Here is a 13,242-nt window from a genome sequence, read left to right as displayed (position 1 = left end):
AGACATTGCGAAGTTATTGTTGTTTATGGCCTTTTTAAGTAACTATTATGTTTATTTGTAGATCAAAGTCACTATTTAGTCAAATATTGTTCTTATTTTTTAATTAAAAATAAACAGATAAGACGTAACTCTTATCTAAATACTCTTGAAAGTTTCAATTGCTTTAAGGCGGGTTACCTTTAAATCAACTATTGGTTTTGGATAATTTAACTGAGTATTTGTTTTGATCGAGTAGGGCTCATGAATGGTTTTATTGTCTAGATGAGCTAATTCTTCAACCCATTGACGAATATAATCTCCATTTGGATCAAATTTCTTTGATTGAGCAACAGGGTTAAAAATTCTAAAGTAAGGTACAGCATCAGTGCCGGTAGAAGCGCACCATTGCCAGCCACCATTATTTGCTGCTAAATCCCCATCGATTAAATGTTCCATAAACCATTGTTCACCTGCTCGCCAATCGATGAGCAAGTTTTTACATAAAAACATGGCAGTAATCATGCGTACACGATTATGCATCCAGCCAGTTTTTAAAAGTTGACGCATACCCGCATCAATAATTGGTATACCTGTCTGGCCCGTTTGCCATGCGGCTAGGTGCTCTGGATTGTGACTCCATTTAATTTTCTGAGTGTCTTTTTTAAATGGAATATGTTTAGAGACATGAGGGAAATCAAATAAAATATGTTGATAAAATTCTCGCCAAAGCAGTTCATCTAACCAAGTCTGCTGGCCTTCATTTGTCAAATGAAAGTTACCATGTTCAGCCCTAAAAAGAGCTTGCAAGCACTGACGAATAGATAAAATTCCAAGGTTTAAATAGGGAGAAAGTTGGCTAGTTCCTTTTACATTGGGGAAGTCACGTTCTAATTTATAATCAGATAAATGATCTTTAATAAATATGTCGAGCTGCTCTAGAGCAAAATCTTCTCCTGCTGGCCATAAGTCTTGTTGCTCTTTAGAAACAGAAGGGTCAAAAAAAGCTTTAATATCTTCTAGAGTTAAGCTGTTTATTTTTGAATAAGAGGTCGGGTAGGCATTTTGCTTTTCAGGAATTGGATAGCATTGAGGTAAACCACTGATATCCAATTTTGAATAACATGCTTTTTTGAATGCACCGAAAACCTGATAGGGCTGCTGTGATTGATTGCGAATAGAGCGTAAAGGAAAAATCGTACGGTCATGGAATAAAAAGAGCTCTTTACCTTGTTGATTTAAAAAATCTTGTACAGTTTTATCTCTTTTTAATTCATTAACGCCGATCTCTATATTTGAATAGACATTTTCAATATTAAGTTGAGTGCTAAGTTTACTAATATAATCAGCGATATCTTTCCAGTAAGGAATGACTTGGATAATAAGGGGAATATTAAGTTGTTCTAGTTCTTTTTTGAGTTGTTGAAGTTGACGTAAATAGAAATTAATTTTTATAGGCGCATCTTGATGCATTTTCCATTGTTCAGGAGATAAAATAATTAACCCAATACAAGGCCCTTGTTGAGAGGCATGCCATAAAGCAGCATGGTCTCGAACTCTCAAATCTTGACGAAACCAAATTAGCTGATTTACGTTTGACATGAAAATTGGCCCTTATAGAGTGAGATGAGTTAAAGGATTATTATCAAAATATTATATAAAAATAAATACATAAAAAAAGCAAAGCCGAAGCTTTGCTCTTATCATCTTTAAAGATGAATTAGTGGTGATGACCACCAGCACCGTGTACGTGACCGTGATCTAATTCTTCTTGAGAAGCATCACGGATTTCTACGATTTCAACTTCAAAAGTTAAATCTTGACCAGCAAGTGGGAAGTTAGCATCAACAACAACGTTGTCGCCTTCAACCGCTTTAACAGTAACGATCTGTACGCCGTCATCTGTTTGAGCTTGGAATTGCATACCAGGTTGAATGTTCTCAACACCTTGGAACATTTGAGCTGGAACTTCTTGTACTAGGTCTGGGTTGTATTCGCCATAACCTTCAGCAGCTGGAACGTTAACAGTGAATTTTTCACCAACAGTTTTACCTGTTAATGCATTTTCTAAACCAGGAATGATATTGCCTGCACCGTGCAAATAGGCAAGTGGTTCACCTTGAGATTGATCAAGTGTTTCACCCTCAGCGTTTGTTAATTTGTAGTGGAATGAAACCACGTGGTTATTTGCAATAGCAGTCATGTTTTTGATCCATTCAATCAATTGAAGCGTACATCATAAAGTGAAAAATAAATTTTGTAGACTACAAAATCTTAATCTTTGGCACTTTTTCTGATGCGTTTTTATATAAATAGGGATGAACTTAAAAAATTCAACTTAATACAGCTTAATTTTTGGACGTACACGTCTTGTAAGTAAATCTTTCATTGTGAGTAGTCCAGCCTGAGTATATCCGTGAATCGTTGCTTGATGTAAACGATATAAAGAGACATACATAGTTTTCGCAATATAGCCTTGCACGCTGACATCTCCAAGTAATTCTCCAACGGCTTTATTACGACTTAAAGACACGAGAGAACCTTTGTCGTTAAATGTAAACATTGGCTGTGATCGGCCATTTAGTCGAGCAGCCATAGCGTCGACTAAGAAGCTGGCCTGTTGGCTTGCAACTTGAGCACGTGGGCCAAGTGGAGGGTGTCTTGCATCAAGTTGGCAATGAGCACAGTCACCAAACGCAAATACATTTGGATCAGAATAGGTTTGCAATGTTGCATAGACCATGAGGCGGTTAATGTTATCGCGTTTAAAATCGGTAAAACTTTCTAATACCTTTGGTGCTTTTACGCCTGCGGCCCAAACGGTAATATCACTTTTAAGTTGGTTGCCATTGCTAAAGTAGATGCAATGCTCATCAATTTTTTCAACGCGGTGTTGAGTTAAAATTTCAACACCCATTTTTTTGAGTTGCCCAGCACTGTGTTCAGCAGTTTTATCGCTTAGGGCAGGTAAAATACGCTCAGAAGCTTCAATTAGTGTAATTTTGACTTGGTTTGGATGAATCTTCTTTAAACCATATCGATAAAAGTTTTTAGTTGTTTCAATTAACTCAGCTGCCAGCTCCACACCTGTTGCTCCCGCACCAACAATTCCAATATTTAAAGTTCGTTGATTGGGTTGATTCTGAGCTTCAATATAAAGATGTAATAAATCTTGCTGGAAAATATCGGCTTGCTTTCTGCTATCAAGGAAATGGCAGTTTTCACGCACTCCCGTGGTATTAAAGTCATTTGATACTGAACCAAGCGCTAAAATAAGTGTGTCATAACTTAGCTCTTGCGAATGATTCTGTTGATCCTTAGACACTTGAGGGGGCATTAGTTCAATTAATTTTTTATCTTTATTAATCCCAACTAATGTTCCGAGTACAAATTCGTAATGATGTTTTTCTGAGTGCGCAAAATAGTTAGTTTGTTCTTCGTGGGGATTTAAAGAGCCGGCAGCAATTTCGTGAAGCAAGGGTTTCCAAATATGGGTAAGGTTTTGGTCAACCAATGTAATCTTTGCTTTACGGTTTTTCCCAAAAGTTTCACCGAGTTGTGTGGCCAGTTCTAAGCCGCCAGCACCACCACCAACAATTACAATATGATGTAAATTTTGGGTCATTTTTTCACCTAATTATTTTTCTATAAAAAAAGATGGCTAAATTATGCCATCTTTTATTTATAAAAATTATTGTGCGTCTGTGCACAATTTGATGTTTTTAGTGCGAATCTACAGGGTAGAGTTTTGCAGCACTATGTTCACTTGATGAAAAAATAGAGAAGAGGCTAGAAAACCACATTGCGATTTTTTGGAAAATATTGGCTTCTTCAATATGTACGTTATCTTCGATTTGAAGACTACGGATCAGTTGATTATTTTGATAAATCGATACTGTTGCCAAACTTACGACTTTCATTAATGGCGCAGTTAATTGTTTTTCATTGAGCTCAATGTTTACATGTGTTTGAGTCGTTTCAAGTGGAGCAATCACCTTGAGCTGTTGGTTACTATCAAGTACTTGAACGCGTTGAGTTGCATTATCAAAAGTATTTAGGTCAATTGGTGCTGGGTCTGCATATAAAGATGTCGTTACAATTGTTGGTTGCTTTGTTTCAACCTTAAACATTTTTAAAGTCGACTTTACAACAGGTAGTTCAGCAATTAATTTCTGCTCAGGAATAATCACTTCATCACGTGTATAGGCGTAAGCAAGATTCATTAATTTATCTGCAATCTCAGCGCGTTTTACAGCACTCGGTGTACCTAAAACAATGACTAATAAACGTCTTTGAGTTAAGTCAGATGAGAATGAAGGACGTGAAGCTGTGAGTGCCAAATTATAACCCGCTGCTTTGGTATATCCCGTTTTTAGGCCATCTACATATGGGTCATATTTTAGAGCAAGGTTTGTCGCATGATGGAAGCGTTGGTTATAGCTAAAGCTTGGCATTTTTGAATAATGCAAATATTCAGGAGTTTGTTTAATTAACGCCTGACTTAATAAGCTAAGGTCGTGTGCTGTAGTGAAATGATCAGGCATCGTAATTCCGGCAGGATTACTAAAATGAGTATCTTTCATACCCAAAGCTTGAGCTTCCTGATTCATACGTTGTACGAAGCGCGGAACATCACCAGAGATTTTTTCAGCTAAAGTCACGGCTGCATCATTAGCAGACATCACGATTAACCCTGCCAATAACTGATCAACTGAAATTTGTTCACCAGCTTTAAGATACATTTGTGATTCATCCCACTGCACAACACTAACCACAGGAGTTGCAGTAATGATTTCTTCTTTTTTCAGTTTTCCAGCTTTAATCTCTTTTAGGGCAATGTATGCAACCATCATTTTGGTTAAAGATGCTGGTGCGCGTTGAACATGGCTATTATGCTCAGCAATGATTTGACCCGATTGAGTATCTACAATAGTCCATGCAGCAGCTTCAACACTTTCAGGTGCAATGTTCAGTAATGCAGCGTTGGTTAGAGTAGTACAAAAAATACTAAAGAGGGTAAAAAGAGATAGAAAAAATTTCACGGATGACCTTAACTTTCACTGGCAAATACGGGACACAGATGCACAGCATGCTATGCCTTTTTTTCATGGAAGGCTAGTGGGAATTGTTGCCAAAAAATACATCTACGCAAGACGATACAAAAAAGTGATAATCTAATGTGAAGCCGTTCTTATTTTAAATTGAAGAATTTATGTTGCATTATCAAATTGAGTTCGATGATTACAAACAACACCTAGTTCACGTGACAATTCGTTTTTTAGCCAACCCGAATCAGGAACTTTGGCTACCAACGTGGATTCCGGGTAGTTATCTAATTCGAGAGTTCTCAAAACATATTGAATCCGTTAAAGCTTATGATGAAGCTGGACGTCTGCTGGACATTAAAAAAACGAGCAAGAATCGCTGGCGTTTATTTAATACAGATCATGAATTAATGACGATTGAATATGATGTATATGCATATGATTTGTCTGTCCGTGGTGCTTATGTAGACCAGACTCGTCTATATATTAATCCAGCGTGTGTATGTTTGGCTTTAGAGGGGCAGGAGCAGTCTGCTTGTGAAGTCGAAGTTTTCTTGCCGGATGAATTAAAGCATTTTCAGTTAGCAACAGGCTTAGCTTCAAAAAGCTTAGTTAAAGGTCGATTTACTTTAAAAGCAGATCACTACGATCAACTCATTGATAGTCCATTTGAATTGGCTGATCAAACACGCTTTAGTTTTGAGACGAACGGTATTGAACATGAGTTCGTAATTTCTGGCTCGCACAATACCAATATTGATCGCCTAAAAGCCGATATTGAAAAGATTTGTGCAGCTGAAATAAATATGTTCGGTTCGGCACCATTTAAAAACTATACCTTTATGACCATGGCAACAGGTAATAGTTATGGCGGATTAGAGCATTGCAATAGCACAAGCTTGATTACACCGCGTGATGATTTGCCAAAGTCGAATGAACCAACTGAACCTTCTAAAGATTATCAACGCTTTTTAGGCTTATGTAGTCATGAATATTTTCATTCATGGTTAGTCAAGTTTATCCGCCCAGAAAACTTTGCAAACTATAATTTGCATCAAGAAGGCTATACTTCTTTACTTTGGATATTTGAAGGCTTTACTTCATATTACGATGACCTGATTTTATTACGTAGTGGCGTAATTTCTCAGAAGTCTTATCTTGATTTACTCAAAGCACAAATTGACCGTTATTTGCAAAACCCGGGCCGTTTTGTTCAAACAGTTGCTGAATCAAGTTTTGACGCATGGATTAAATTTTATCGTCAAGATGAGAACTCGAATAATGCGGGCACCAGTTACTACAATAAAGGTTCGTTAGTTGCGTTATGTCTAGATTTAGGTTTACGCCTGCGTGGTTCTAGTCTTGATGCTTTAATGCGTCGGTTATATGAAAACACTCAAAATGGTCTTCAAGTAAATGAAAGAACCATTTTTGATTTATGTAAAGAACTGACGGGTGATAGCTGGATTGAACAAATTAATCATTTAATTAATACCACTGATGAATTGCCACTTGATCAACTGTTCCCTGAGTTTGGCTTAAGTTATAGAGTTAAAACTGACAAATCTTTGCCACTTGGTTTGAAACTTGTTGATAAGCCAGAAGGCGTACTCGTGCAAAGTGCTCGCCGTGATAGCGCAGCAGCTAAAGCAGGTATTTCTGCCAATGATGTAATTATTGCAATTGATGGTTTAAAAGCGACCACTAAACTTGTTGAGAAGTATGCAAAGCAGGGCGGTATTTATACCGTGTTTGCTTTCCGTCGCGATGAGTTACTATCTTTTGAAGTTGAGTGTGCTACATCTGATTTAACTGAAGTTGAACTTATTATTGAAGATCAGGCTAAAACTGAAAAATGGTTAAAAGCTTAAATAACAGATAAATAGTTTAAAAAAAACCGATGTTTTGTACATCGGTTTTTTATTTTTAAGTGCTACTAAAAGATGAAATCCGTTTTATCTTTGAGTTTGTTTTGAATGAAAAGTATAATAATTGTCAGAACTCTGAAAGATATCTCATGTAATTTAATCGTATTCAGTCCATAAAAAAGTAATGATGAATTATGTATTACTTAAAGTTGGGTATAGGAATATTATCAATAGATTTAAATTATGTATTATTTCGCTGCGAAATGTCGTTATCACTGGATATTTCGTTGACTGGAAGACAATGAGAGCCGATACTCTCAGGGTTTTATTTAAGCATATCGGTTCGTAGGCACTGGGCCACAAGCTCGGTCCTCAACACTCAATCAAACGGAAGGGGCTATATATGGCTGGTGAAAAGTCAACTATTATTTACACACTGACTGATGAGGCGCCATTATTGGCGACCTATTCGCTACTGCCGATCATTGAGACCTTTACCAAGCCAGCTGGCATCGAGATTATTAAAAGTGACATCTCTGTAGCTGCACGTGTGCTCGCAGAATTCGCTGATTACCTAAGTGAAGAGCAAAAGGTATCCGACAACCTTGCAGAGCTAGGTCGTCTTACACAAGATCCAGATACAAACATTATCAAACTCCCGAACATTAGTGCGTCTGTTGCGCAATTAACTGCATGTATTAAAGAGCTTCAATCAAAAGGTTACGCAATTCCAGATTATCCGGAAAATCCAACGACTGAAGAAGAAAAATCAATCAAAGCTCGTTATGGTAAGTGCCTTGGTTCAGCAGTAAACCCTGTCCTTCGTGAAGGTAACTCTGACCGCCGTGCTCCTGCAGCAGTTAAAAACTATGCGAAAAAACACCCTCATTCAATGAGCGAGTGGAAACAGTGGTCACAAACTCATGTTTCACATATGGAAGAAGGTGACTTCTACCATGGTGAAAAATCAATGACACTTGATCGCGCACGTAATGTGAAAATGGAACTTATCACGAATAGTGGTAAGAGCATTGTTCTTAAGCCAAAAGTTGCGCTTCAAGAAGGTGAAATCATTGATTCAATGTTCATGAGCAAGAAAGCACTTTGTGATTTCTATGAAAAAGAACTTGATGATTGTAAAGAAGCGGGAATTTTATTCTCTTTACACGTAAAAGCGACAATGATGAAAGTTTCACACCCGATCGTTTTCGGTCACTGTGTGAAAATTTACTATAAAGAAGCTTTCGAAAAACACGGTAAGTTATTTGACGAATTAGGCATTAACGTTAATAACGGTATGGCTGGGTTGTACGAGAAAAACGAAACTCTTCCAACTTCATTACGTGAAGAAATCATTGAAGACTTACATGCTTGTCAAGAACACCGTCCTGCACTTGCAATGGTTGACTCGGCAAAAGGCATCACAAACTTCCACTCTCCAAACGACATCATCGTAGATGCTTCTATGCCAGCAATGATTCGTGCTGGTGGTAAAATGTGGGGTGCTGATGGTAAGCAATACGATGCTAAAGCAGTAATGCCAGAATCAACATTTGCCCGTATTTACCAAGAAATGATCAATTTCTGTAAATGGCATGGTAACTTCGATCCGAAGACTATGGGTACAGTACCAAACGTTGGTTTGATGGCTCAAAAAGCTGAAGAATACGGTTCTCACGACAAGACTTTTGAGATTTCAGAAGCTGGTATTGCAAATATTACCGATCTTGACACTGGTGAAGTGTTATTGACTCAAAATGTTGAAGAAGGCGATATCTGGCGTATGTGTCAGGTTAAAGATGCTCCGATTCGTGACTGGGTTAAACTTGCAGTAACTCGTGCACGTAACTCAGGCATGCCTGCAATCTTCTGGCTTGACCCGTACCGCCCACACGAAAACGAATTGATCAAGAAAGTACAAAAGTACTTAAAAGATCATGATACGACTGGTCTTGATATCCAAATTATGTCTCAAGTACGTGCAATGCGTTACACACTTGAGCGCGTAGTACGTGGTTTAGACACGATTTCTGTGACTGGTAACATCTTACGTGACTACTTAACTGACTTGTTCCCAATTATGGAACTTGGTACTTCTGCAAAAATGTTGTCTATCGTTCCGCTTATGGCGGGCGGGGGGATGTACGAAACTGGGGCAGGGGGGTCAGCTCCTAAACACGTACAACAGCTTGTTGAAGAAAACCACTTACGTTGGGATTCACTTGGTGAGTTCCTTGCGCTTGCAGTATCTTTAGAAGAAATGGGCATTAAAGAAAATAATGCTCGTGCTAAGTTACTTGCGAAGACACTTGATGAAGCGACTGGTAAATTGCTTGACAATGACAAGTCTCCATCACGTCGTACTGGTGAAATCGATAACCGTGGCAGCCACTTCTACTTGTCACTTTACTGGGCTGAAGCGCTTGCTGCTCAGAATGAAGATGCTGAGTTGAAAGCTAAATTTGCTCCTCTTGCTAAAGCTTTAGCTGAAAATGAAGAGAAGATTGTTGCTGAACTTGCGCAAGTACAAGGTAAACCAGCGGACATCGGTGGTTACTACGCAATTGACCCAACTAAAGTAAATGCTGTAATGCGTCCAAGTGCTACATTTAATGCAGCTCTTGCAACAGTTGAGGCTTAATTACTAACACGTTAGTAAATAGCTTAAGAGCCGGTGCATATGCACCGGTTTTTTATTGCCTAAAAATAAAAGACATTAAAAAAGCCCACTGGTGTGAGCTTTTAAAAGATTAAATCTTATCGACCATTACGTCCGCGACCACGTGGTGCTTTTGTATTTGGGCGAGTTGTACCATTGGTCTTACGACGTGGCTTTTCACTTTCATCCATTTGCCAAATACGTTTTGTACCAGACTTTTTCGCAGAACCATCTTTGTTCTTGCGAACCATTGGTTTGCCACCTGTACCGCCTGGCTTTTTCACGTATGAACGCGAGCGATAAGGCTGTTCAGCTGGTACATCTTTAAAGTCAGGGTAGAGTAATGGTTCAATTTCTTTTACATCACCCGGTCTTAAACCAAGTTGAACTAAGTCAATTGAGCCAATTTTAGTACGAATTAAACGTAAAGTTGGAAAACCTACCGCAGAAGTCATACGACGAACTTGACGGTTACGGCCTTCGCAAATTGAAATCTCAATCCAAGAAGTTGGAATATTCGCACGGTAACGTACGGGTGGATTGCGTTCCCATAACCATTCAGGTTCACTGACTTTAATGGCTTTGGCAGGAAGCGTCATACCATCATTTAGCTCCACACCTTTACGAAGTTGCTCAAGTGCTTCTTCGGTTATATCGCCATCAACTTGAACTAAATACGTTTTGTATTTTTTATTTGCAGGGTTGGTAATGAACTGATTCAGACCACCATGATCGGTTAAAAAAACTAAACCCTCAGAGTCCATATCAAGACGGCCTGCTAAGCGCAAAGTCGGGTCATCAACAAAGTCAGAGACGGTCATGTGCGCTTCGTCTTTACGAAACTGGGAGAGAACGTCATATGGCTTGTTGAGAATCACAATTTTCATAAAAAATGGCTTCTTCTTTCAAATAACTAGAGAAAACATTGAGCTATATTTAAGTGGGAAATTTGCTTATTTCCCACATAAATCTCAAAAAGAATTAAATTCGATTAAGCTATTATGCGTTAATAAAAGTTGAAAGTATTGTTTATCGATAATTATTTTTAGTTAATTAAGTATTATAAAAGGGAGAATCTACACAATGGGTTATCAGAAGATCGTGGTTCCTGCCGACGGCGACAAAATCAAAGTAAATGCAGACCTATCACTGAACGTACCAAATCATCCAATTATTCCTTTCATTGAAGGCGACGGTATTGGTGTGGATATTACACCAACCATGAAAGCAGTCGTAGATGCTGCGATTTTAAAAGCTTACGGTGGCAAACGCTCAATCGAATGGATGGAAGTGTATTGCGGCGAAAAAGCCAATAAAATTTATGGCAACTATATGCCTGAAGAAACTTTTGAAGCACTTCGCGAGTTTGTTGTATCAATCAAAGGTCCTTTAACCACACCAGTAGGTGGAGGTATTCGTTCACTCAACGTTGCATTGCGCCAAGAATTAGATCTATATGTTTGCGTACGTCCAGTGCGTTGGTTTGAAGGCGTTCCATCACCCGTTCAACACCCCGAATTAACCGATATGGTGATTTTTCGTGAAAACTCGGAAGATATCTATGCAGGGATTGAATGGAAAGCTGATTCTGAAGAGGCAAAAAAAGTCATTAAGTTCCTTCAAGAAGAAATGGGTGTCACAAAAATCCGTTTCCCTGAAGGATGTGGCATTGGAATTAAACCTGTATCGAAAGAAGGAACACAGCGTTTAGTCCGTAAAGCCATTCAGTTCGCAATCGAAAATGACAAGCCTTCTGTGACGTTGGTTCACAAGGGCAATATCATGAAATACACCGAAGGCGCATTTAAAGAGTGGGGTTATGAATTGGCTCTAGATCGTTTCGGTGGAGAACTGATTGATGGTGGTCCATGGGTTAAAATTAAAAACCCTAGAACGGGTAAAGACATCATTATCAAAGATGTCATTGCAGACGCATTTTTACAGCAGATTCTCATGCGTCCAGCCGATTACTCTGTGATTGCCACGCTAAATTTAAACGGTGATTATATTTCTGATGCTTTGGCAGCAGAAGTCGGAGGTATTGGTATTGCACCGGGTGCAAATATTGGTGGTGCTATTGCAGTATATGAAGCAACTCATGGCACAGCACCTAAATATGCAGGTCAGGATAAAGTAAACCCTGGTTCTATTATTCTTTCTGCGGAAATGATGCTGCGTGATATGGGGTGGACAGAGGCAGCTGATTTGATCATTAAAGGAATTTCTGGAGCGATTGCTGCCAAAACCGTAACTTACGATTTTGAGCGCCTAATGCCGGGTGCAACCTTGTTACGTTGTTCTGAATTTGGTGATGCGATTATCAAACACATGGAAGATTAAATAAATCTTATATAGGAAAGCCCTCGGTTGAGGGCTTTTTTTATTGCATAAACTCGGGATGTTTCGGAGTTTTAATAAAGCCAGTTTTCTTTTGATAACTCTGGTCTAGGGCTTGAATAATAAGAACGAAAGCAACTAGAAATAAAGGAAAGAGCAGAGTTTTCATGATTTGGTTTCTCCGAAAGTTGAGGTGAAAGAAGGGCGTAGGGGAATTAAAAGGCAAACCGCAAAGAGAAGAACAGTTCCACCCAAAAGAAAGAGATGGGCATAAGACCAATGCAAATGATGCAAAGTACTAATGACAACACCACCCAAAAGTTGAGTACTGGCAAAGCCAATGGTGGCAAGGCTCCAAAGCTTTTGATAGCGTTGCTCATAAATCTGTAGCAGGCTAAAAGAACTAATAAATACTGTTGCGGGAGTCAGTAAGCCTGTCAGAAGCGAAGATAAGGCTAGTAAAGATGCGGTATGTGAAAGGAACGGTAAAACAACGGCTAAGCAGTAAATGGTATATAACCATTTAATGGCCTGTAGATATCCGATTAGTCTGCTTAAGCAATAAGCGACAAGTGCACCAATACAGCTTCCTACTCCATAGAGAACCCAAAATAAATTTCTTTGCTGTAATGGGAAATGCAGAGTTCCAGATAAATAATCCATCCAAAACAAAGAGTGTGGAATATATGCAAAGGCACTACACATATAGGCAATAATAATGACAAGGCCTAAACGTGATTTTTGTGAGGCTTGAAGAGCGCTCGATTGTGGCTTAATAAATTGGGCAGTATTACGGCTTAATAATCGGTAAAGAGTTAAGCTTCCTAATAGCGAAAGACCCGCAAAAATATTCCAAACATAATGAACAGGCATATTTTGAAGTAGAGGAATAATAATAGTGGCGGATAAAACCCCTACACCAATCCCGCTAAATCCTAAAAAGTTAACTTTTAATCTTTGCGTGGTGGGAATGTATTTCATTGCAAAGCTAGGCGCCAAAATCATTAGTAAGCCGCCAGCAATACCTGAAATCGTACGCCAGACAATGAACCACACCAAAGGCATATCCATGAATGAACAGCAGAGTAGGCTAAGGCTGCCCGCTATAGCTGAAAGTACGATGAAGGGTGAGATGTACTTCTCTTTAATACTTAATAGCGCTAATAAGGCACCAATGAGATATCCCAATAAATTTGCACTACCTAAGAAACTGGCAAAATCGTGAGTCCAGTGGTATTGCTCGATCATGATGGGCATAAGCGCAGTATATGAAAATCTAAAAACACCAATTCCCAAACAAGTTGCCAAAAAGACAATTAAGCTCATTCGATAAAACGTAGACATGAGAGGACGCTCA

Annotated in this window: 10 protein-coding genes; 3 read left to right on the top strand and 7 right to left on the bottom strand. The window is 38.7% G+C overall.

Annotation, left to right across the window (positions count from 1 at the left end; translation table 11 throughout):
* Positions 1–135: 135 nt before the first annotated feature.
* From J663_RS03565 to J663_RS03550, 4 genes are all read right to left on the bottom strand, one after another.
* Positions 136–1,578 (bottom strand): cryptochrome/photolyase family protein, encoded by a 1,443-nt coding sequence (locus J663_RS03565; RefSeq protein WP_033847824.1) that lies wholly within the window; start codon positions 1,576–1,578, stop codon positions 136–138.
* Between the two features lie 118 nt (positions 1,579–1,696).
* Positions 1,697–2,179 carry an FKBP-type peptidyl-prolyl cis-trans isomerase gene (locus tag J663_RS03560; protein ID WP_002118581.1) on the bottom strand — a complete coding sequence of 161 codons (483 nt, stop codon included), beginning with the start codon at positions 2,177–2,179 and terminating at the stop codon, positions 1,697–1,699.
* 135 nt (positions 2,180–2,314) lie between these two features.
* Positions 2,315–3,601: an NAD(P)/FAD-dependent oxidoreductase gene (locus tag J663_RS03555; RefSeq protein ID WP_033847822.1), complete on the bottom strand. Its 1,287-nt coding sequence runs from the start codon at positions 3,599–3,601 to the stop codon at positions 2,315–2,317.
* Positions 3,602–3,698: 97 nt separating this feature from the next.
* Positions 3,699–5,018, bottom strand: coding sequence for a D-alanyl-D-alanine carboxypeptidase PBP6B (locus tag J663_RS03550; protein WP_017399276.1), 1,320 nt, complete (start codon positions 5,016–5,018; stop codon positions 3,699–3,701).
* Positions 5,019–5,188: 170 nt separating this feature from the next.
* Here J663_RS03550 and J663_RS03545 point away from each other — a divergent pair, with 170 nt between their 5' ends.
* Positions 5,189–6,892, top strand: coding sequence for a M61 family metallopeptidase (locus J663_RS03545; protein ID WP_033847821.1), 1,704 nt, complete (start codon positions 5,189–5,191; stop codon positions 6,890–6,892).
* A 400-nt stretch (positions 6,893–7,292) separates the two neighbouring features.
* Positions 7,293–9,530 carry an NADP-dependent isocitrate dehydrogenase gene (locus J663_RS03540; protein WP_033847820.1) on the top strand — a complete coding sequence of 746 codons (2,238 nt, stop codon included), beginning with the start codon at positions 7,293–7,295 and terminating at the stop codon, positions 9,528–9,530.
* A 116-nt stretch (positions 9,531–9,646) separates the two neighbouring features.
* On the opposite strand, the gene J663_RS03535 is transcribed toward J663_RS03540, so the two are convergent.
* Entirely contained in the window at positions 9,647–10,435 is a 789-nt protein-coding gene (locus tag J663_RS03535; RefSeq protein ID WP_033847819.1) for an rRNA large subunit pseudouridine synthase E, read from the bottom strand.
* A gap of 196 nt (positions 10,436–10,631) precedes the next feature.
* Here J663_RS03535 and icd point away from each other — a divergent pair, with 196 nt between their 5' ends.
* Positions 10,632–11,888, top strand: a complete 1,257-nt coding sequence (gene icd, locus J663_RS03530) for an NADP-dependent isocitrate dehydrogenase (RefSeq protein ID WP_016146080.1) — start codon at positions 10,632–10,634, stop codon at positions 11,886–11,888.
* A 40-nt stretch (positions 11,889–11,928) separates the two neighbouring features.
* Here icd and J663_RS18740 read toward each other — a convergent pair whose 3' ends face one another.
* Entirely contained in the window at positions 11,929–12,054 is a 126-nt protein-coding gene (locus J663_RS18740) for a hypothetical protein (RefSeq protein WP_075383506.1), read from the bottom strand.
* On the bottom strand, positions 12,051–13,229 hold the full coding sequence (locus J663_RS03525; protein WP_033847817.1) for a YbfB/YjiJ family MFS transporter: 1,179 nt from the start codon (positions 13,227–13,229) through the stop codon (positions 12,051–12,053). Before J663_RS03525 ends, J663_RS18740 begins: the two co-directional genes overlap by 4 nt.
* Between the last annotated feature and the right edge of the window lie 13 nt (positions 13,230–13,242).

The organism is Acinetobacter sp. 826659, from assembly GCF_000588515.1.
Classification (GTDB): domain Bacteria; phylum Pseudomonadota; class Gammaproteobacteria; order Pseudomonadales; family Moraxellaceae; genus Acinetobacter; species Acinetobacter pittii.
This window is presented reverse-complemented; position numbering and strand designations above follow the sequence as displayed.